At 40.1% G+C, this 21,257-nt stretch carries 21 protein-coding genes and 2 pseudogenes; 14 read left to right on the top strand and 9 right to left on the bottom strand.

Annotated features, from left to right (window positions below; genetic code table 11):
- Positions 1 to 57: 57 nt before the first annotated feature.
- Together UYI_RS31870 and UYI_RS34500 are read left to right on the top strand one after the other, a co-directional pair.
- Positions 58 to 1,101, top strand: a pseudogene (locus UYI_RS31870) (FGGY family carbohydrate kinase); the annotation flags it as partial.
- A gap of 41 nt (positions 1,102 to 1,142) precedes the next feature.
- The gene (locus tag UYI_RS34500; RefSeq protein ID WP_081589193.1) at positions 1,143 to 1,856 is read left to right on the top strand and encodes an Rpn family recombination-promoting nuclease/putative transposase; all 714 of its coding nucleotides are present in this window, start codon (positions 1,143 to 1,145) and stop codon (positions 1,854 to 1,856) included.
- A gap of 319 nt (positions 1,857 to 2,175) precedes the next feature.
- Here the strand turns inward: UYI_RS34500 and UYI_RS31860 are convergent, their stop codons facing one another.
- The 3 genes from UYI_RS31860 to UYI_RS0103460 all read right to left on the bottom strand — a co-directional run bounded on the left by UYI_RS31860 (position 2,176) and on the right by UYI_RS0103460 (position 4,187).
- Entirely contained in the window at positions 2,176 to 2,724 is a 549-nt protein-coding gene (locus tag UYI_RS31860) for a GNAT family N-acetyltransferase (RefSeq protein WP_016865283.1), read from the bottom strand.
- A 166-nt stretch (positions 2,725 to 2,890) separates the two neighbouring features.
- Positions 2,891 to 3,064, bottom strand: coding sequence for a hypothetical protein (locus tag UYI_RS37915; protein ID WP_167325065.1), 174 nt, complete (start codon positions 3,062 to 3,064; stop codon positions 2,891 to 2,893).
- A 55-nt stretch (positions 3,065 to 3,119) separates the two neighbouring features.
- On the bottom strand, positions 3,120 to 4,187 hold the full coding sequence (locus UYI_RS0103460) for a glycosyltransferase family 4 protein (protein ID WP_016865282.1): 1,068 nt from the start codon (positions 4,185 to 4,187) through the stop codon (positions 3,120 to 3,122).
- A gap of 481 nt (positions 4,188 to 4,668) precedes the next feature.
- Here UYI_RS0103460 and xth point away from each other — a divergent pair, with 481 nt between their 5' ends.
- The 4 genes from xth to UYI_RS36440 all read left to right on the top strand — a co-directional run bounded on the left by xth (position 4,669) and on the right by UYI_RS36440 (position 8,212).
- The gene (gene xth / locus UYI_RS0103455) at positions 4,669 to 5,451 is read left to right on the top strand and encodes an exodeoxyribonuclease III (protein WP_016865281.1); all 783 of its coding nucleotides are present in this window, start codon (positions 4,669 to 4,671) and stop codon (positions 5,449 to 5,451) included.
- A 104-nt stretch (positions 5,452 to 5,555) separates the two neighbouring features.
- A complete protein-coding gene (locus tag UYI_RS0103450) occupies positions 5,556 to 6,431 on the top strand; it encodes an SDR family oxidoreductase (protein ID WP_016865280.1) in 876 nt (291 codons plus the stop codon).
- A gap of 95 nt (positions 6,432 to 6,526) precedes the next feature.
- Positions 6,527 to 8,023 (top strand): HlyD family efflux transporter periplasmic adaptor subunit, encoded by a 1,497-nt coding sequence (locus tag UYI_RS0103445; protein WP_026085714.1) that lies wholly within the window; start codon positions 6,527 to 6,529, stop codon positions 8,021 to 8,023.
- A gap of 9 nt (positions 8,024 to 8,032) precedes the next feature.
- Positions 8,033 to 8,212, top strand: coding sequence for a hypothetical protein (locus UYI_RS36440; RefSeq protein WP_157226290.1), 180 nt, complete (start codon positions 8,033 to 8,035; stop codon positions 8,210 to 8,212).
- On the opposite strand, the gene UYI_RS0103440 is transcribed toward UYI_RS36440, so the two are convergent.
- Positions 8,172 to 9,650: a clostripain-related cysteine peptidase gene (locus tag UYI_RS0103440; protein WP_016865278.1), complete on the bottom strand. Its 1,479-nt coding sequence runs from the start codon at positions 9,648 to 9,650 to the stop codon at positions 8,172 to 8,174. The two genes, UYI_RS36440 and UYI_RS0103440, sit on opposite strands and share 41 nt — an antisense overlap.
- Positions 9,651 to 9,692: 42 nt before the next feature.
- Between UYI_RS0103440 and UYI_RS0103435 the strand changes: the two genes are divergently transcribed.
- The 3 genes and pseudogenes from UYI_RS0103435 to UYI_RS40110 all read left to right on the top strand — a co-directional run bounded on the left by UYI_RS0103435 (position 9,693) and on the right by UYI_RS40110 (position 12,141).
- Complete coding sequence (locus UYI_RS0103435) at positions 9,693 to 9,893, top strand: hypothetical protein (protein WP_016865277.1); 201 nt, start codon at positions 9,693 to 9,695, stop codon at positions 9,891 to 9,893.
- 749 nt (positions 9,894 to 10,642) lie between these two features.
- Entirely contained in the window at positions 10,643 to 11,338 is a 696-nt protein-coding gene (locus UYI_RS0103430; RefSeq protein ID WP_016865276.1) for an ABC transporter ATP-binding protein, read from the top strand.
- Positions 11,339 to 11,344: 6 nt separating this feature from the next.
- Positions 11,345 to 12,141: pseudogene (locus tag UYI_RS40110) on the top strand (ABC transporter permease).
- Between the two features lie 214 nt (positions 12,142 to 12,355).
- Here the strand turns inward: UYI_RS40110 and UYI_RS0103420 are convergent.
- Positions 12,356 to 13,246 carry a LysR family transcriptional regulator gene (locus UYI_RS0103420; protein WP_016865275.1) on the bottom strand — a complete coding sequence of 297 codons (891 nt, stop codon included), beginning with the start codon at positions 13,244 to 13,246 and terminating at the stop codon, positions 12,356 to 12,358.
- A 166-nt stretch (positions 13,247 to 13,412) separates the two neighbouring features.
- Here UYI_RS0103420 and UYI_RS0103415 point away from each other — a divergent pair, with 166 nt between their 5' ends.
- Positions 13,413 to 13,685 (top strand): hypothetical protein, encoded by a 273-nt coding sequence (locus UYI_RS0103415; RefSeq protein ID WP_016865274.1) that lies wholly within the window; start codon positions 13,413 to 13,415, stop codon positions 13,683 to 13,685.
- A gap of 68 nt (positions 13,686 to 13,753) precedes the next feature.
- Positions 13,754 to 14,407 (top strand): glutathione S-transferase family protein, encoded by a 654-nt coding sequence (locus UYI_RS0103410; RefSeq protein ID WP_016865273.1) that lies wholly within the window; start codon positions 13,754 to 13,756, stop codon positions 14,405 to 14,407.
- Between the two features lie 8 nt (positions 14,408 to 14,415).
- Here UYI_RS0103410 and UYI_RS36435 read toward each other — a convergent pair whose 3' ends face one another.
- The 4 genes from UYI_RS36435 to UYI_RS0103395 all read right to left on the bottom strand — a co-directional run bounded on the left by UYI_RS36435 (position 14,416) and on the right by UYI_RS0103395 (position 16,860).
- Positions 14,416 to 14,565 carry a hypothetical protein gene (locus UYI_RS36435; RefSeq protein WP_157226289.1) on the bottom strand — a complete coding sequence of 50 codons (150 nt, stop codon included), beginning with the start codon at positions 14,563 to 14,565 and terminating at the stop codon, positions 14,416 to 14,418.
- Between the two features lie 15 nt (positions 14,566 to 14,580).
- Positions 14,581 to 15,027: a GNAT family N-acetyltransferase gene (locus tag UYI_RS0103405; protein WP_016865272.1), complete on the bottom strand. Its 447-nt coding sequence runs from the start codon at positions 15,025 to 15,027 to the stop codon at positions 14,581 to 14,583.
- Between the two features lie 186 nt (positions 15,028 to 15,213).
- Entirely contained in the window at positions 15,214 to 16,038 is an 825-nt protein-coding gene (locus UYI_RS0103400) for an alpha/beta fold hydrolase (RefSeq protein WP_016865271.1), read from the bottom strand.
- A 99-nt stretch (positions 16,039 to 16,137) separates the two neighbouring features.
- Complete coding sequence (locus tag UYI_RS0103395; RefSeq protein ID WP_016865270.1) at positions 16,138 to 16,860, bottom strand: lysophospholipid acyltransferase family protein; 723 nt, start codon at positions 16,858 to 16,860, stop codon at positions 16,138 to 16,140.
- A 647-nt stretch (positions 16,861 to 17,507) separates the two neighbouring features.
- Here UYI_RS0103395 and metG point away from each other — a divergent pair.
- From metG to lptC, 3 genes are all read left to right on the top strand, one after another.
- Entirely contained in the window at positions 17,508 to 19,103 is a 1,596-nt protein-coding gene (gene metG / locus UYI_RS0103390) for a methionine--tRNA ligase (protein ID WP_016865269.1), read from the top strand.
- Positions 19,104 to 19,265: 162 nt separating this feature from the next.
- A complete protein-coding gene (locus UYI_RS0103385) occupies positions 19,266 to 19,895 on the top strand; it encodes a LabA-like NYN domain-containing protein (RefSeq protein ID WP_009457185.1) in 630 nt (209 codons plus the stop codon).
- A complete protein-coding gene (gene lptC / locus UYI_RS0103380; protein ID WP_016865268.1) occupies positions 19,892 to 21,154 on the top strand; it encodes an LPS export ABC transporter periplasmic protein LptC in 1,263 nt (420 codons plus the stop codon). The genes UYI_RS0103385 and lptC overlap by 4 nt, the downstream gene beginning before the upstream one ends.
- Positions 21,155 to 21,257 lie beyond the last annotated feature (103 nt).

Below are 21,257 nucleotides of genomic sequence, written 5' to 3'. Positions count from 1 at the left end.
GACCTCTAGACCCCTACACTCCAATACCCCTAAGCTTCCATACCTTACACCCTCAACATGAGTTACATTCTGGCATTAGATTTAGGTACGACGGGCAACCGCGCTTTTGTGTTTGATGCTGTTGGTAAAATTGTTGGACAAGCATATCAGGAATTAACACAGTATTATCCTCAACCGGGATGGTTAGAGCACGATGCTGAGGAAATCTGGGAGGATACTTGCTCGGTGATGCAAACTGCGATCGCTAATGCCAAAATTATTCCCAGTGAAATTGTGGCAATCGGGTTAACTGTACAGCGGGAAACCTGTTTAATTTGGGATAAAACTACTGGAAAACCCCTGCATCGAGCGATAGTTTGGCAAGATCGTCGCACTGCTTGTTTGTGTAATCAATTACAAGCACAAGGTTACGCCCAAGAAATTTACGATCGCACTGGTTTAGTCATCGACGCCTATTTTTCGGCTACAAAGCTGAGGTGGTTGCTAGATCATGTTACAGATGTTGATCTCAAAAATGTTTTAGCTGGAACAATTGATACTTGGATTCTGTGGAAACTCACAGGTGGCAAAGTTCACGCTACTGATCACAGCAACGCTAGCCGCACAATGCTGATGAACTTGATAAGTTGTAAATGGGATGAAACTTTACTAAATTTATTTGACATTCCCGCTCATATATTGCCGGAAATACTACCTAGTTTAGGAAAATTTGGTGTTACTGATACCACTTTACTAGGTGCAGAAATTCCCATCACTGCTGTTTTGGGCGATCAACAGGCAGCTTTATTTGGTCATGGATGCGATCGCTCTGGTTTAATGAAATGTACTTACGGTACTGGTAGCTTTTTAGTTGCTCACACTGGCTCCGAAATCGTCCGTTCTCAAAATCAACTGATTTCCACAGTGGCATGGACGCAAATTCGTAACGGTAGTTTAGATGTGGGTTACGCTCTCGAAGGAAGTATGTTTACCAGTGGAGCATGTATCCAATGGCTACGGGATGGCATCAAATTAATTAAAACTGCTGCAGAGACAGAAGCGATCGCCAATCAAGTTACAGATAACGGTGGTGTATATTTTGTACCTGCCTTTAGCGGGCTTCCCCCAGTAATAGTCAAGATTATCAGTTCCGTTCGGTAGAAATTAAACAAACCGCTTTTCGCATTGATGGCGTATTTCTACCACCAGAAGACAGTCCAGACAAAACAGTATATTTCTGTGAGGTACAGTTTCAAAAAGATCAATTTCTCTATCACCGGGTATTTGCAGAACTATTTCTGTATTTAGACCAAAATCCATCTACCTACGACTGGTACACTGTTGTTATTTACCCTAAACGGAGCCTGGAACCAGATAAAAACAGGCTGCATCAGGTTTTACTAGAAAGTTCAAAAGTGCAGCGTGTTTATCTTGATGAACTAGAAACCTCAGCAAACAGGTCTTTGGGTATTGGTGTTGTTAAGTTAGTAGTAGAACCAGAAGAAAATGCTGCTAACTATGCGAAACAACTCATTGCACAAGCAAGGCAAGAGGGAGGAGATCGTTTATCTGCAAGAGCGATAATAGATTTAATCGAAACAATCATAGTCTACAAATTTCCACAATTAAGCCGCCAAGAGGTGGAAGAGATGCTGAAATTGAGCGAACTAAAACAAACTAGAGTTTACCAAGAAGCATTGGAAGAAGGACGACAAGAAGGACGACAAGAAGGACGACAAGAAGGAGTCAAAGAAGGTAAGTTAGCTGCTGTTCCCCTGTTGCTAAAAGCAGGAGTGAGTGTAGAAGAAATAGCTCAACAGTTAGAAGTTGAGATTGAAGCAGTTAGGCAAATAGCACAGCAACAGTCTATAGGTTAAAGGCGAAAAGGGAAAGGGGTCTATTTTGAAAATTGAAAATAAGCATAGATAAAGTAGGTGTGATCGCCTCTGCTACACCATCATCCAACCTCAGAAGTTTACTTTTCAAGCTTTGAGGTTCAGCATTCGAGTTTGGAACATGAAATTTCTCACTTGAAACGAGAAAATTCTTACTTGAAATGAAAAGTTTCTTACTTGAAACGAGAAATTTCTCACTTCAGATGAGAAACTTCTAGGTTAAAACGAGAAACTTTTCACTTGTAATGAAAATAGCCGAGTTTAAAACTTCATCATTGAAGCTGAAAACAAGAAGAAGCGCCTATTCATGTGTCTGCTCTTTAGGCGCTTCTAACTTGAACATTTCCAGTTCCATTTTATAGTAACGATTTGTGCGTCCAATGGGAATCATGCCTAATCTTTGAATAACGCGCAGTGATCTGACATTCTCTGAACGCGCGATCGCATAAATTACAGGTAGTTTTAAAGTGTTAAATCCATAATCCAAAATTGCTTTTGCTGCTTCAGTCGCATATCCTTTACCCCAAGCCGATTTCTTCAAATGCCAGCCAATCTCGTAATCTTGGGTTAAGTTTTCTTCCTCGTCTCGCAGTTGGATCAAAATAATAGTTCCAACAATTTCTCTACTATCTTTAAGAGCGATCGCCCATAAGCCAGTACCATTATTCAGTTGGGCAAAGTTTGTCACCCACCGTTGCAGTAGATTTCTGGAACTCTCAACACTATCAACTTTGGTGATCAAAAAGCGTGTGACTTCATGATCACCGTAAATTTGAAATGCTTGCTCAGCGTCTTGTTCTGGAACCCAAGTGCGAATAATTAGGCGATCAGTTTGTGTAAGGATAGTCATCAGGGTAATTATACATATCAACTACACCTCAAATTATCCTTACTAGTCGATGGTTGATGGTTGTTGGTTGGTGGTTAGGAATCAGTGAATAGCGAACAGTGAAATTGAGTAATAGAATTTGATCACTGATAACTGAGAACTGATCACTGAATTGATCCCTCATTCCCTAATCTTTAGCAACAACTCTCTTTTCTACCACACTTGAGAGACGATTGATATTGGTACTTAACAGTGGCACTTCTTGCCGACATGTCTGACAAAACCAGTAGAGTTCACCATGACGGACATGACGCAACAGAGAATCTCCACAACATGGACATGTGTTGCTTCTCATGCTCATACTAATGTCCTCCTTAAAAAATTGTTGATTTTAAAATGTAGTTAGAAAAACTTGTTTAAAACAGGATTTTTGCAGAATGAATTCGTCCATTTAAATTAGTGCGGCTTGTGATAATTTGTTCATAAACCGCTTCGTACCCATTTACCATTTGGGTGACGCTAAATTTGTTTTCTACATATTCTCGACAGGTACGACGATTTAATTCCAGTGCTTTAGGAATCATTGCCGCCATTTCTTCAAAACTTTGACAAACAAAACCTGTCACACCGTGGGCAATAACTTCTGGTACAGAACCCAAATTCATCGCAATGACTGGTGTACCAGTTGCCATTGATTCAATCATTACCAAACCAAAAGGTTCTTGCCAGGTTATGGGGAACAGAGTGATTGCAGCATTACCAAAAAGTTCTGCTTTCTCGGCGTGATTTATTTCTCCAAGAAACTGAATTTGCTGACCATCTATTTGGGGAGCAATTTCATTTTCAAAAAATTCTAAATCCACTGCATCTACTTTTCCAGCCATTTTCAGCCGCCAACCTGTTTGTTTGGCAATAGCGATCGCGTGTTGTGGGCCTTTTTCTGGAGAAAAGCGTCCCAAGAATGCCAAATATGGTGGCTCATTGGGTTTGTCTACAAAAGGGTAATCGTTTGTATCAATTCCGTTGTAAACTGTACCAACGTAGTTCAGGTTTATCTGTCTCTGCGCGTTGCTAATACTGATGTATGACTGCTTTTGGTGATGGCTATAAATGTTGCGATTATCTTCCGTAAAGCTACCATGCAGAGTATGCACTGTAGGTGTTTGTACCAAACTCGCTAAAGCCAAAGCCGAAATCCCTACATGGGAATGGATTAAATCGAATTCCGCTGCCTGTTGGTAAACTTGGCTGAGTTCAAGCATTTCGTACGCTGTGTACTCTTTGACATTGGGGTCTAAGCGCAGCGCACGGGGATAAACTGCTTCTAGCTTAGCCAGAGTCTGCGAATCTCCAGAAGCGAACAGAGTGACCTCATGACCACGACGAACTAGTTCATCGGTCAAGCGACTCACTACTAGTTCAATTCCTCCGTAGGTTGGAGGTGGAACTCGTTCCCACAAGGGGGCAACTTGAGCGATTTTCATAAGTTGTTTTGGTTCAGCAGGTGATATCGTCCTTGAATTAATAGGACTTGCATGTAATTAGGTAGAGCATTTTTACCTAACTATCTGACTTTAACATTAACCTGAGTCACTCTTGAGAGTGCAAGATCGATTAACCGAACTTTGCGATCGCCTGCTAGTGCAAAAGGCACAGAACAGAACATAAAAAGCTCCGAAAATAAGCTTTTAATATATTCTTAATATTTTGATGATGTTTGCCACAATGTACTAGCCATTGCAGAACATCAGCACAAGCAATCAGGTAACTATGCAGATCAATTTAAAACCAGTAGTACTTTGCTTGCATCTATCTTGGGGATCATAGATAATAAAGGGTTTTGTAGTGAAAAATACTAAATTCTAAACAGAGATCAATTTAAGCAATGGGCAAAGGGAGAAATCACAGGAGTATGAGGAGAAATAGTACTAATACCAATGACCAATAACAAATGACAAATGACAAATGAAAATAGCCACTTGGAATGTTAACTCTATTCGCACTCGCTTGCAGCACGTTGTTGATTGGTTAATTCAAAATCCAATTGATGTATTGTGTATGCAAGAAACTAAAGTTATTGATGATAAATTTCCGCGATCGTCTTTTGAAGAATTAGGCTATCATCTATATTTATCAGGACAAAAATCTTACAACGGTGTTGCCATTCTCAGCCAACAACCTCTACAAGATATCAGCACCAGTTTTACAAATATATTGCCAGAAATACCAGCAGAATTTGACGAACAAAAAAGAGTGATCACCGGTGTAATAAATGGCATAAGAATTGTGAATCTTTACGTACCCAATGGCTCGGCAGTAGGCAGCGAAAAGTACGAATATAAACTGCGTTGGTTGGTAATGTTACGAGAGTATTTGCAAACTCTGTTAGCGTCCACACCCAACATTTGTATGTGTGGTGACTTTAATATTGCCTTGGAAGATAAAGATATCCACGAAAAAGTAAATCCAGAAAATCATATTATGGCATCCGAACCAGAGCGCCAAGCTCTGCGAGATATCTTGACACTCGGATTTGCTGATGCTTTTCGCAAATTCACATCGGCAGGTGGCTATTATAGCTGGTGGGATTACCGCGCCGCATCGTTTCGTCGTAACTTAGGTTGGCGAATTGACCATCACTATCTCACACCCAATTTGTACGAGCTTGCAAAAAGCTGCACTATTGATATAACTCCCAGAAAGTTAACCCAACCTAGTGATCATGCTCCTGTAATTCTGGAATTTTAAAATACAAGGGAATGGGGACTGGGGATTGAGAAGTGGAGATTAGGGTTAAAATCCCCAGTTCCTCATACCCAATCCCTAATCCTAATACCCAAACCAAAATCACTATGTTTCTAGTCACAGGAGCTTCAGGAGGAATTGGTCGTCGTGTCGTGCGAATTCTGCGCGATCGCGAAAGGTCAGTTCGAGCATTTGTTCGTCTCACCTCGCATTATGGAGAGTTAGAACATCGAGGTGCTGAAATTTTTATTGGTGATTTAGAACAACAAAAAGATATTCACAAAGCTTGTCAAGGTGTTCAGTACATTATCAGCACTCACGGTTCTGATGGCAATCCCTTAGCTTTAGACTACCGCGCCAATATAGAACTTATTGACCAAGCAAAAGTCAATGGAGTGCAACATTTTGTATTAATTTCTGTATTAGGAGCCGAACGGGGGTATGAAGATGCGCCAGTGTTCAAGGCCAAACGAGCAGTAGAACGATATTTAGAAAGCAGTGGCTTAAATTACACTATTTTACGTCCAGCTGGATTAGCATCTAACTTGCTGCCATTGGCAGAGCGATTTCGGGAAACAGGGGTATATTTGCTAATTGGCGACCCCAAAAACCGAACTTCGATTGTGAGTACAGACGATTTAGCAAGGATGGTAGTAGATTCTGTGACAGTAGCGGGCGCTCGCAATCAAATTTTACCTGTGGGAGGGCCAGAGATTTTATTACGAGAAGATATTCCCAGAATTTTCGGTCGCATCTTTAACAAAGAGCCAATTATAATTAATCCGCCACTATTTATGATTGATGGTTTGCGTAGTGTGTTGGGTTTTATTAATCCCCAAGTACAAAAAAATTTGGGAACCTTTCGCACATTGCTGGCAAACGAATTTTTCTGTACAACTGAAGAAATTGCCAACTTAGAAGCGATATTCGGTTTTGAGTTGGAAACACTAGAACATTTTTTACGGCGTTATTTAGCAGTCTAATTTAGTTGGTGGTTGATGGTTAGTAGTTGTTGGGAAACAACCAACAACCAACAACCAACAACCAACAATCAACAACCAACAACCAACAAAATTCTATGAGATACTCCCTAGCTGCAAATGCTGCTCAAGCACGTCAAACAAAACAAAGATTTGCTAAACCAGACGAACAACTTTCTTATGAATTGGGTAAGGCGGTGCAAGAATTACCGCCTTTGTATACAAGATTATTGGCAGGAACAATTAGTGTAATCGTGTTTGGAGCGATCGCATGGGCGCATTTTTCTCAGGTGGATGAAGTGGCGACAGCAAGCGGAGAGTTAATAGCTTCTACCCAAGTACGACCGATTACATCCCTGGGAAATGGTTCAATTTTAGCTGTGAAAGTCAAAGAAGGCGATCGCGTTAATAAAGGTCAGGTTTTAATTGAACGTGACCCAGATTTACAACAATCTGATGTTGTACGCCTCAGTAAATCTGCTAATTTAATCAAAGAAGACTTACGACGTTTGGATGCAGAACGTACAGGAGCAAAAACTACAGGTACACAACTGCAAGATCAACTTTTGACTTCGCGTCTACAAGATTACAAAGCACGTCAAGCAGCAGCAGAAGCAGAAGCAAATCGTCAAAAAGCGTTGATTGAACAAGCAAAAGTCCGCCTTAGTCGGTTGCAAGATAACTTAGTTAACGCCCAAACTAGCCTTGCTAATGCCAAAACCAACCTCGTCAATGCCAAAAGTCTGCGAGAAAAAGTTGTTAGCAACTTGGCGATCGCTCAAAAAAGAGAACAAGGGTTACGCACTCTCGATAATTCTGGCGCCATACCTAGAATAGATTACCTAGAAGCACAAGACAGACTCAATCGTGCTAAAGCAGAAATCACTAGAGCCAATGACGAAGTCACCAACGCTCAAAATAAAATCACAGAGGCACAAGATAAAGTCATATCTTTAAAAAAAGATATTGATGCCCAAAAGCAAGAAATCCTCCAAGCTCAAGCAGCTTATCAAGCCGCTAGCACTCAAGCACAGCGTTTAGCTTCAGAACGTTTAAGTGAAATTTTGACCCAAATTAACAAGCGTAAAGAAGAACTCACCAACGTTCAAGGTCAACTGGATCAAGCCCAAAAGCAGCGACAGTTAGAAACAATTGAAGCTCCAGTCTCTGGAACAGTCTATAGAGTCAAAGCTACTAAAGGGCCTGTACAATCAGGTGAGGAATTACTTTCTATTCTGCCAGATGGGGAAGAATTGCTATTAGAGGTAAAAGTCCTCAACCGTGATATCGGTTTTATTCGCGAAGGGATGAAAGCAAAAGTTAAAATGGCAACCTTCCCGTTTCAGGAATTTGGCGTTGTCGATGGAGAAGTTCTTCAAGTCAGTCCCAACGCCATTGTTGATAAAGAATTAGGTTTAGTTTTCCCCACTAGAATCAAGCTAGACAAACATTCTTTGATGGTGCGAGGTCAAGAAGTTGGCTTCACTCCTGGTATGGCTGCTAATGGTGAAATTGTCACCCGTAAAAAGTCAGTTTTGACTTTCATTTTAGAACCTGTAACTCGCAGATTCAGCGAAGCATTTTCTGTGAGGTAGTGTTGGTGGTTGGTTGTTGGTGGTTGGTTGTTGGTGGTTGGTTGTTGGTTGTTGATTGTTGGTTGTTGTAGTTTATACTCCCCATCACCCCATCACCCCATCACCCCATCACCCCATCACCCCATCACCCCACCTCCCTATTCCCTAACTACGCAGTTTGCCACCAATGCAAAAACTCATCCCAGCTAGTATCTGCGGCAAAGTCGAGATTGGAACTATTGTAGTAACCGTCAACAGACTTACCTCGTGCTTGGAAGTTGATAGCCAAACCAGTAGCCCGTCCATCGGCAGAATAATTGCTGATAATTAGACTATTGTAAGTATCAAGAACCATGAGAGCAGCATCACGGATCATACTGGTCATGGTTATGTCATTTATTACTCCAGCAAGAACGGAACCCAAATCACGATATTCAGGATAGTAGCCGTCACCAAAATTCACAGAACTAGACCTATATGTCTCTAATTTAGTGCGATCGCTCGATGTAGAGACATTCATGAAAGTAGTCGCGAACTGACTTAAGGCATTAGATAAGTTGTTGGGATTACTAGACCTAAGTTTAACCAAATCAATCGCTGATAGTGTCTCCTGAATGCCAGTATCTAAAACCCCGTAATAATCTCCAAAGCCATTGACAATAGCACTACCAAACTCAGCAGCTGTCATCTTAGAATTTGCAGTTAAATCAGATAGTACTCTGGTGTAGTTCCAACCTTGTCCAGGTGTTAATTCTTCTGCTGCTACCATCACTGACGCATGATTTCTGATTTGGTAAGCAAACTCTGTCATACCCATCAGACAAGCATCAGCACCAATTACATCAACTGTGTCAGAAACATTGGCTAAAGCACCGCTAATTTCCTTTAGTTCTAGGCGGTCATGCTGGTTACTATCATCCCAGCATATGCCATCATAGCCACCACCGTGATTCCATAGCACCAGAGCGTAGTTATTGGCTTTGTAGTTGGTCATCGACCAATTCATAAAATCGCTGAGAGTGCTTTGAGCGCCCATGTTTGCTTCGCCAATGCTTGTTCCCCAGCTACTACCAGGCTTATCCCATTGTCTGACAAGCCCTCGCCGAGTATCTGTCCAGTTATCATATCTGATGTCGTACCCAGAAATACGATCCATCTGTACAACAATATTGACGTTCGCTGTAGAGCCAACCTTAGCCATTTCTAGAAAGTCTTGAATACCAAAATTTTCTAGATTGTTATCAGCATCTAGGTAAACCATAAAAGTCCAATCAGCAGTAGTTGGTTTGGCACAAACCCCCAAGTTGTAGTTAGTGCTGCCACCAGCTGAGTAAACTTTAATAAAATAATTACCACTATCCAAAGTAGTCTGGATCGACTCAGCCTTTCTACCAGTTTGATAAGAACCTGCAATTATTTCATTTGTATCAACCTGACCATTAGAGTTAGTATCCTTAATCAACTGCACATCTGCGTTAGCACTAAGTCCACTGAGAGAAAGATTAAAACTACTACGTCCACTTAGATTAAAACTATAAAAATCATTTGTATCAGAACGACCTACCCAATTTTGCAATGACTGAGTGTCTGAAGTAACATTTAAGCCCTTAGCACTGTTTAATGTGTTATCCCTGGAATTAGCACGCATAATATCTTAGCTTCCTGAGGGGGTGACAACCGCAGTCAACTTGTGGCAGGGCAAGCCTTTCAGGTGACGGACGCCCTCAAAGATAAAAAGCAACAGCAAGATTTTTCTTATTCATCAGCACTCAAAACTCCTATTTTCACAAAGCGCGATCGCGCTCAATTAATTCTCATCTTTTCAGCAGTGATTAAAGTGAAAGGCAAGCCAAGCCTAAGTTACATCCCCCTTGTCACCCCCTCAGCTTAGCTTCTTTTGAAATTGTAAAAATGAAAGTCTCAAATCCCTGCTAATCAAGGAAAGACAGTAGTTAAATACTGCTATTTATAAACCAGAAATAGCTAGGGTATACTTACGTAATTACAAAATCAAGAAAAGCTAAAGATACAAGCAATCTTTATAAAAAACGTGGATAATACATATTAATTTGATAAAAATTTATACACTATTAGCACAATAATTTCTGTGTAAATTCCAAGCATAATTGGCTTATCAACCGTGTGTCGAAATTGCAACTAGAGAGAATTAAGACCTCGTCCTTAAGGACGGAGTCTTCATTGACTGTGAGTAGTTTGGTCTTCTGGTGTGTAGAGTTGAAAAATGGCTGCTTCGTCGTAGCCATTCTGACAGCAAATTACATTTAGTAGCAGAAACTAGTGAGGAAAAAGATGTGCAAGTATACAATCGCGTTAATACCTCTCCACGTTTGCGTTTATGTAATTCCTCAAAACCCAGTTATCGTGCTTCCTCTTTACGTCTGCATTTGTGTTTAAAGGCAAGTGGGTACAGACGCAAGTAATACCGTGTAAAACTTGATTTGGGTAAATTCAAAGGGTAAACTTCTTCTGTAATTGTGGTTTATGCGATCGCTACTAAAATCTTTAACCGATAAAATTACACTTTTTAGTGATCGCATAGCCAACCAAATTCTTGCTTTTTGAGAAAAATTATTAATAAACTAGAAGAACTTCAAAGCATGAGATACCAGGGAAACAACAATGAAAGAGCAACTTACCCAAAGCCAGACTCATGAGCTTGAACTGTCTCCCAATCACCCAATTCTTTCTGTACAAAACTTAGGTAGAAGAGTTGATAAACACTGGATCTGGAGTAACCTAAGTTTTCAATTGTTTGCAGGGGAGCGAGTAGCAGTGGTGGGTGCTTCTGGATCTGGTAAAAGCTTGCTGTTACGGGCATTAGCTGGACTCGATTCAGTACAAGCAGGACAAATTATTTTTCAAGGACAACCTATAAATTCCTACTTTATGCCCAGCTATCGTTCCCAAATTATTTACTTGCACCAGCGTCCAGCCCTTTGGGAAGGAACTGTAGAAGAAAACCTTCAACGAGTTTATAAATTAGCAGTTCACCACAATCGGGATTATAATCGCCAGTCAATTTTAGATTATCTGCATATTTTGCATAAAGGGGCAGATTTTCTACAGCGTCGTATTAGAGCTATTTCTGGTGGTGAAGCACAGATTGTTGCCTTCTTGCGAGCTTTGCAACTTTCACCTTCTGTCCTACTACTAGATGAACCCACTGCTTCACTAGATACTGACACTGCCCAACATTTAGAAGCATTAGTCGCAGTTTGGCAAGATAAAGACCCAAGACGAGTTTACCTTTGGACAACTCACGATCCCAAGCAGTTAGAACGCATTACCAACCGCCAAATTACTTTGAAGGAATAAAGATTGATGGCAAGCAGTTATATTCAAATCGGTTACGGACAAGTAGCTTTGGCGACATTGTTTATTCTGATCAACATGGGGCTTTCCTTTGGTTTGCGGTTGGGATTAGAGCAAAGCTTGGGGCTAGCCGCATTCAGAATGGTAGGACAGTTGTTGCTGGTGGGGTATATATTGCAGTGGGTATTTACTCTCAGCAACCCTATATTAGTAATACTTTTGGCTTTGGGTATGACGGTTATAGCTGGTGTATCTAGTGTTAACCGCACACGTAGACGATTTACCAGTATTTATTGGAGTAATTTTATTTCGCTTTTGAGTAGTTCTTTTTTAGTGACGGGGATTGTAGTTAGTGGCATTTTGCGTGTACAACCCTGGTACGAGCCTCAGTATCTTATTCCCCTTTTGGGTATGGTCTTGGGTAACGCTCTGACGGGTACGTCTTTGAGTTTAGATCGGTTTATGGAGGATTGACCAGTCGTCGGGAAGAAATAGAGGCGCTACTGACTCTAGGTGCTTCTCGTTGGGAAGCTGCACATCAACCGATTAGGGAAGCTTTGAGAATCGGAATGATTCCTACCATTAATTCGATGATGGTGATGGGATTAGTTAGCCTACCGGGAATGATGACTGGTCAAATTTTGGCTGGGGCAAATCCTAGTGATGCTATACGCTACCAGATTGTAATTATTTTTGCACAGGCAGCAGGAGTTGCGATCGCGACAATGGGCGTTGTCATTCTGGCTTTTCTGGTTCTGTTTAATCGAGATCATCAACTCACAGATTTATTGCGTAAGCTAGATTAATATCAAGTTCAGTTAATTGCTTACGATATTATGCTTCGTTGTTGGTCATTGTTTTTTCCCATTACCCATTACCAATTACCAGCCTACACGAGAGTATAAGTATTCAAGCGAACATTGATATAAGGTGTGTTGACTAATTATGGGGTATCAAACTGTTCCCTGTTCCCTCTTAAAGAGAAAATAAAATTATCCCGCGTTTCTGCAACACCAAAGTTCAAGTCGAGTCAGCTAAACTTTGAAAATCAAATTTTTTTAGCAATTCTAAAAATGTAAAAACCGCAGGGATATGCAAAGCGTTGGATAAAACTGCAACGGCCATGACTCTTTTAAGCGGTACTGGCAAACTGTATACTTGTACTTGTGGAGGAATTGGTATTGCTGCTAAACGCGGGAGAATAGCAGCTGTGAGTCCTTGATTAACCATGCTGACAATAGTAGAGTCTTCTTGAATGTGGCTAGCAGTATTTAAAAAGGGTGCTAAATTTCTGATGTGTTCATGTAGAGGTCGTCCACAGGGTAAGCAACTCAGCATGACTGGTGAATAAACTGCTAAATCTTGCCAAGTGATTTGAGAGTTCTGAATTTTGGCATGGGGTGGTAATAAAGCAACATATTCATCCTGGACAATTTCCCAAGTTTCAAATTCTTCAGGTGCGGGTAGATAGGTAATCCCAATATCGGCGCGTCCCTCACGTAAAGATTGTTCTACATCTAAGTAAGCAAGGCGTTCTATGATGGTGACAGCTATTTCTGGGAATTGATGGTGAAACTTGGCTATGACTTGCGGTAGCAGATGAGTGGCGACGCTACGAAAAGAAGCTATGCGTACATGACCACCGTGTAAACCTTTATGCAGATTTGCTTCTTCTTGCATCATCTCCAAATGTTGCAGGACTGTACGAGCATGATACAAAATTCGTTCCCCTGCTGGTGTTAATACTGCACCGTAGCGACCCCTAGCAAATAAAGGTACACCCAATTCTTCTTCTAAGGTAGCAATGGCATGACTGATTGCTGGTTGAGAAAGCTGCAATTCACTTGCTGCCTCACTAAAGTTACCACACTCCGCCACTGCAACTAAGGCTCGAATCTGGGAGAGTTTCATCGGTAATTCCAATACAGAAGCTGGTTTGTTTTTCTCAAATAGATTGTATCAATAGATTTTTACTATCTATAAACCACATTTATAAAATCTATACAAGCCATGATTTGATTGCTCAGTGAGGCGTTGCTAGAGTGTTGATTGTGAATAAGCATTCAGGAGCGATTCTATGAAAAATCATGGGATGTGTTTGCAAAGAAATGACACAGAATTAGAACTAGGAGTTGGATACAATAGCAGCTCATTTTTTCTAAAAAGCTTGCGTAAAATTTGGCAAACAATAGTTAATTATTTAGTAGCTAATCAAGAATTGAAAGTTTGGCAAAAAATGGATCGTCACGGTAATATTTATTGGCAAGCATACGACCCTGTGACTGGCAAGTCTTTTATGTCAGGTTCTGAATCTGATATACGTGCATGGATTGAACAAATTTATAAATAATTAAAGATTTTTTAGGAGGAAATGAACCGCAGAGAACACAGAGGGCGCAGAGAAAGAAGGATTGTTATATGACAGATTTAACTCTTGTAATTGGCAATAAAAATTATTCATCTTGGTCATTACGTCCGTGGTTGGCGATGAAGCAATTTGGTATAGAATTCCAGGAGATTTGCATTCCGCTATATACGCCAGAAGCTACATCGAAAATTCGTCAATACTCTCCATCGGGAAAAGTACCTGTTTTATTACATGGCAATCAAAAAGTATGGGATTCTCTAGCTATTTGTGAGTACTTAGCTGAAGAATTTCCACATCTAAATTGCTGGCCAGAAGATAAATCTGCTCGGATAATTGCTCGTTGCATAAGTGCAGAAATGCATTCTGGGTTTCAAAAATTACGTCAGAATATGCCGATGAACTGCCGTGCTAAACTTCCTGGTAAAGGGATGGCACTAGGAGTACAAAAAGACATTGACCGCATCACTACTATTTGGCGAGATTGTCGAGAAAAGTTTGGTGCTAATGGTGATATGTTATTTGGTCAATTTACTATTGCTGATGCTATGTTTGCTCCAGTGGTCTTACGGTTTGTGACCTATGATGTGCAGTTAGATAATGTTGCTCAAAATTATGTAGAAGCAATTTTAGCAATACCAGCACTGCAAGAATGGATCAAAGCAGGTAAGGCAGAGCAAGAAATTATTCCTGCTTTTGAATTTTAGGAAATAGTTTATTTGAATGATGTATGGTTGTTAGCGATCGCTTGACTATCTAATCTACACAATCTCACCTTTTCGATAATTTTACCACCGATTCTTTGATAAATTTGAAACGCAGAGGAACGCGGAGTAAGCGCGCCAGGTAGCAGAGTTTTTTGCACAGAAATTTTTAGGAGTTAATGATTGCTGGTGTTGGTATTTTCGGCATGAATTTTATTAACACGGAACATCAGCTGTAACTCACCTACATCTGCGGTAAAACCCCAATGTTCAGAAAAAGACATCATCTCTGGTAAACAATAAAGAGCCACCACTTCAACAGAGTATAATTTAGGATGATTGATCACTGATTCCATCAATTTAGAGCCAAGCCCCATATTTCTATGACTAGGTTTGACGATGACATCATAAACAGTGGCTCTATATATAAAATCGGTGAGAACCCGAGTAAAAGCAATCAAGCGATCGCACTTATCAACCAATCCAATGATAATATCCGATGCTGCTAGCATCTTCTCGATTTCTTCAGGGGTACGTCGTTGACTCCAGAATTCGTTTTTATATAAATCTAATAAATCTGAAATTTGAGTTTCACTAAGTTGTTCTACAACTTGATAATTCATAAGATAATCATTATTTGAATGTGAGTTCGATGGAAGCTAACCCCAACCTCTCCCCTAGTGGGAAAAAAATCTACAATTATAATTAGCCTTCTATTCCTCTGTGTTCTCTGCGTCTCTGTGGTTTTTTACTCAAATTTCATTTTTGCCAATCAGATAGAATTACCATGATTAAATATTGTTTCAAATTTATCCTCCAACTTGCATAGCCTCAGCTGCTTCAGCGCTACTTTCTAAAAAATCATTTGCCTTCATAATTTCGTAAAGGTTGATATCTGTTTCTAATAAACAAGCATGTCCACTTTCAGGTAATACTGCGACTTTAGAGTTGGGTAAAATATTAGCTAATCTTTGCGCTTCTGCAAGAGAAGGCAAAAGTTTATCCTGAGTGCTAGCAACTAGTAAAACTGGTTGAGTCAGTTGCTGTAACTGTTGTTCGTCAACACAGAATTCTCTAATTAAAGATAATCGCCATAGAACAGTTTGTGAAGGAACAGAACGCATTGTTTTCAGCAACTCTTGGCGATCGCTTCTGGAAATACGTGATAATGTTGCTAGAAAAGGTAATAAAGCTAAAGCGCCAATGTCAAATAAGGATGATGGTACTAAATAAGAAAATTGTGATGCCCATTCGTATAATGGGCGAAGATGAAAACTAGAAGCAGGATTAATCAGAATAATTCTTGCAAATAAATGCGGTGCTGCTACAGCTACTTTTTGAGCTAAACAACCCCCAAAAGATTCACCACACAGATAAACTGGTCGCTGGCTGCTTTTTTCTAATTCTGCATGGATCAAGTCCAACACATTATTAGTTAATACTTCCCAGCTAGTCAAATCCTCCCGTGGGATTGCCAAACAACGGACATCGAAACCAGCTTCTAAACCTGCTGTTTGCGTTCGTAATAGTTGACCAGTTCCATCCATTCCAGGCAAATATACAAATAAGGGATATTCTGGCTGAAGACGTTTAGGAGTCAAAAAACACGGCTGTAGCGCTACTTTTGGGGTCATTGGTTAATGGTCATTGGTCAATGGTTAATAGTCAATGGTCATTGGTCATTGGTCATTGGAAGTAACCAACAATCAACAAACAACAACCAACCACTAACTCTAATAACATCCTTCACGCAATAGATTAGCAATTTCGCCATGACAATGTTCTGTTAGTTCAGCGACAACAGTTTTAGCTTGTTTACCTTGGTATAGTTGTTGGTGTTGGGGTGTAATCCAATAAGGACGGCCAATCAACACCGCAACACGATTGTATATTACCAAAGGATGCCAACCAGGTTGATCGAATAACGGTTCGGAAGGGTCAAACAAGTTTAATAGTTTCAGGGGAACAGCTGATGTGTTAATTTCTTCTATAGAGGCGATCGCAACTGGCAGAATTGCCAAATCTTTGACATTGGCTCGTAATGCCAGATGAGCAAATCCTCGTTGAAACTCACCCACGCTGTTTGGCTGAGTGAATTTCACCATCGGTTCTGTTCCTTCGGGGAAAACTCCAACTAATTGTTTTGACTTTAACAAAAGTTGTGCCTGCTTAAAAAAGCTTTGTTGACGTTGTTGATTTGCCTCTAAGGGAAAGCATCCTAACCCTGCTACTATTTCTCGCATAATCGGAACTTGTCCCATGTAATGATGACAAGCAAATCTGATTGAACTCGAAAGTGCTGCCATCAAGATTGGTGCATCCATAAAGCTACGGTGATTGCTCACTACCAACACACTGGCATCTTGGGGAATGCGATCCTCATAATAGCGAAACATCTGGGTTGAGAGTGCCGCTAACAACCAGTGAGAAATATTCAGGGGGCTGTTTACACTCATAACTCTTTAATATAAATATCTCACAAGCATAGGTGTTTATCTGCACTCAATCGTTACATTTCTTCACTATGCCTGGGACTGCCTTAAGGTAGAAATATTTCATTTATAAAATTAGGAAAAATTTTTACACAACAGTGGCTAATTATAATTTCGTCAGCAAAAAATTCTGAAAACTCTTTTGATTAAAGTTTTCTACCTCTTTCTACCTCAAGTTTAAGATAGCCGTGCTACATAAAGTTCATCACAAAGGATAAAAATAGTTCTGTACCTTACTTGCTCTCAAAGTTCCTTTTGTATAGAAGTCATCTATGAGAAAATTCTCATGAACATTATACGAAAATATTTCTCTCCAACCCCTAGTCCCTAGTCTCTGGAATCTAGTGGCTATTTTCAAGACAATATATGTATTTCTATCGTCAAAAGCAATTCGACCAAGATGTTTGGAGGAAATCAATAGCTGCGAATTTCTTTCTTTTTGGCCAAAATTAACTGAATTTATACCTAATAAAAAACTAATTCTAAACTAAAGAAATTTGTTAATATTCTAGTAGAAGTTGAAAAGATGGGGTTTATGTTATATAATGGCGTGGTTTTATCTCTATAAGTAAGATAGAAAATAGTTTTAACAACTTATATTTTTATTGTGCATGAATCTAGTGGCTCAAACAGAAAAAACATTTGCACTTACAACACCGCTATATTACGTCAACGATTTGCCTCACATTGGCAGTGCATATACAACCATCGCAGCTGATGTGGTGGCACGTTTCCAGAGACTTTTAGGGCGTCCAGTACTACTGGTAACTGGTACAGATGAGCATGGGCTAAAAATTCAGCGAACAGCCGAAAGCAAAGCTATCTCCCCACAAAAGTTCTGTGATGAAATGTCTGGTGGCTTTGTTTCTTTGTGGCAAGTGCTAAATATTAAATATGATCGCTTTATCCGGACTAGCGATCCTCGCCATGAGGCAACAGTTAAAGAATTCTTCCAGCGAGTATGGGAAAAGGGTGATATCTACCAGGGACAGCAAAAAGGTTGGTATTGTGTCTCTTGTGAAGAGTTCAAAGAAGAACGAGAATTGCTAGAGGGACACCGTTGTCCAATTCATACGAACAAACAAACAGAGTGGAGAGACGAACAGAACTACTTTTTTCGCCTATCCAAATACCAAACCCAACTTGAAGCACTCTACCAATCTCGACCAGATTTTATTCAACCAGAAAGCCGTCGCAATGAAGTTCTCAACTTCGTCAAACAGGGGTTACAGGACTTTTCAATTTCACGGGTAAATGTAGACTTAGGTTTTAGGGTTCCAACCGATCCCAATCATACTCTTTATGTTTGGTTTGATGCGCTACTCGGTTATTTAACAGCATTGTTAGAACCAGATTCAGAACCAACATTAGAAAACGCTTTAGCAAAATGGTGGCCGATAAATTTGCATTTAATTGGTAAGGATATCCTACGCTTTCATGCAGTTTACTGGCCAGCAATGCTCATGTCAGCTGATTTGCCTCTACCAGAACGGGTTTTCGGACACGGCTTTTTAACCAAAGATGGCCTGAAAATGGGCAAATCTCTTGGTAATACTCTTGATCCCGTAGCGTTAACTTCAACTTATGGTGCAGACGCAGTTCGTTATTACTTCCTTAAGGAAATCGAATTTGGTAGAGATGGCGATTTTAATGAAGGTAGATTCATTGATGTTCTAAATGCAGATTTAGCAAATGACTTAGGAAATTTGCTCAATCGTACTTTAGGGATGGTGAAAAAATATTGTGCTGGCAATGTGCCGCCAATTACAAATGAAGATATACCTAATGATAGTCCTTTGAAATCAATAGGTTTACGTCTAGGGGAACAGGTAAAAAATGCTTATGAAGCGTTAGCGTTCGATCAAGCTTGTGAGGCTATCTTGAAGCTGGTACGAGCCAGCAACAAGTTTATTGATGAACAAGCTCCTTGGTCTTTATATAAACAAGGACAGCAACAGGCTACAGAAAAAGTATTGTATGCTGTCTTGGAATCAGTGAGATTGGCTGCTTACCTCCTGTCTCCAGTGATCCCAAACATCAGCAGCAATATTTACCAGCAACTAGGCTTTGAAATCGATTTTAATAACCAAGCACAAACTGCCATTACTGCTCCTTTTGCCATTCATGGCACATGGGGAGTATTAACCAACAAACAAACACTGGGCGAACCTTCTCCAGTGTTTAAACGCATAGAACCACCTAAATAACATTAGTAGTTCTTTCAATTTCTGATTTTGTTTTGATTTTGTTTACTTGCTCGGGGCTGATTCATTTAGCCCTGCAAGCTTTTCATAAGTTCTTCAAACTCTATGTAAATCTCAAAAATCAAGTATCAATTATTTTTTGATAAAAAATGAGGTATGACAACAATGTTGAATAATCTGGAAAACGACTCGATCTTCACGCCAGAGCAGGTTTTGGAAAATCGAGGTCGTGTTGCCATATTTATTGATGGCTCAAATTTATTTTATGCAGCACTACAATTAGGTATTGAAATTGATTACACCAAGTTATTATGTAGACTCACTGGTGGCTCTAGATTACTGCGTGCTTTTTTTTATACTGGAGTAGATAGAACCAACGAGAAGCAACAAGGCTTTTTACTGTGGATGCGGCGTAACGGTTATCGAGTCATAGCCAAAGATTTAGTGCAACTACCAGATGGTTCTAAAAAAGCTAATCTAGATGTAGAAATTGCGGTAGATATGATGGCTTTAGTAGATTCCTATGATACAGCAGTTTTAGTCAGTGGAGATGGGGATCTCGCATATGCAGTCAATTCCGTTAGTTACCGTGGTGTGCGGGTAGAAGTAGTCAGCTTGCGTTCAATGACCAGCGATAGTTTAATCAATGTGAGCGATCGCTACATAGATTTAGAAGCCATCAAAGAAGATATCCAAAAAACTCCACGTCAAAGTTATCCCTATCGACCCTTGACTGGTATGGATTTTTTAGACCAACCCAGAGAGACTGAGGGGCAATTGGAAATTCAAGAATGAAGCAGCAACACAAAGGACAAGGGGGACATGGGGAACACGCGGGACAAGGAAGTAGTCTTTCCTCCTTGTCTTCCTTGTCTCTTCCCTCTCCCTTGTCTTCTCTTCTACGCGTCCGTCCCTGGATATTATTTTTAACTCTCTCGCTTGTCATTGGACTAGCTGCTTGTGGCGGTCAAAATCGCATATCGGATAAATCACCTGTTGAGAACAAATCTCCTCAAGATGCAGATAGTAAATTAACTTTCTTTGATGTCACCTTAGAACAAGCAGATGAAGTCGGGCGACCAATTTGGAAAGTCATTGCTAAACAAGCAAAATACACTAAAGAAAAACAGATTGGTCAGGTTGAAAATCCATATGGTGAACTATACCAAGATGGCAAAATTGTTTATCAAGTACAAGCAGAAAAAGCAGATATCGAACAGAATGGTAAGCAATTATTTTTAAAAGGAAAAATAGTAGCTACTGATCCCAGCAATGGAATTGTGTTACGCGGTAATGAATTGGAATGGCGTCCTCAAGAAGATTTATTAATAGTCCGCAACCAAATTAATGGAACTCATAAACAACTAGAAGCAGTGGCAAAAGAAGCACGAGTCAAAACCCGAACTCAACGCATAGATTTTTCTGGGGGAGTAGTTGCCAACTCTCAAGATCCACCATTGCAAATGCGGACAGAACATTTAATTTGGCAAATCAAAGATGAAAAACTCATCGCTGATCGCCCAGTACAAATCGACCGTTATAAAAATAAGCAAATTACTGATCGTGGTAAAGCAGATGCAGCCGAAGTTAACCTCAAAACTAAAATTGCTACCGTCACAAAGAATGCTCAAATAGAATTGCTGGAACCACCAATGCAAATTGCCAGCAACTCCATGACCTGGAACTTGAATACAGAAATCGTCACTACAAATGCTCCTGTAAGGGTATTTCATCGGGCTGAAAATGTCACAGTTACTGCTAATCGAGGTGAATTTAAAATTCCTCAAAAAACAGTTTATTTAACAGGTAACGTCAACGGTGTAGGGCAAAAACGCCAGTCCCTCAAATCTAATACAGCAACTTGGTATCTTGACAATAAATTAATGGAAGCCCAGGGTAATGTGGTTTATAAACAAGCTGATCCGCCGATGACATTTACTGGTGAAAAAGCCGTCGGTAATATTCAAACAGAAAACATAGTTGTTACTGGTGGTGATTCTCAAAATAGAGTGGTGACAGAGATTATTCCCCAGGAAAAGTTCAAAAATCAATAAATCAATACTTAACCAAAAAAAAGGTAGGCGATCGCCACCCTTCAATTGCCAACCTAAGACAAAATATTTACTCTTGGGTTGTCGTATTGAGTATGGGATGCTT

Source organism: Fischerella muscicola PCC 7414 (assembly GCF_000317205.1).
GTDB classification, from domain to species: Bacteria; Cyanobacteriota; Cyanobacteriia; order Cyanobacteriales; family Nostocaceae; genus Fischerella; species Fischerella muscicola.
This window is presented reverse-complemented; position numbering and strand designations above follow the sequence as displayed.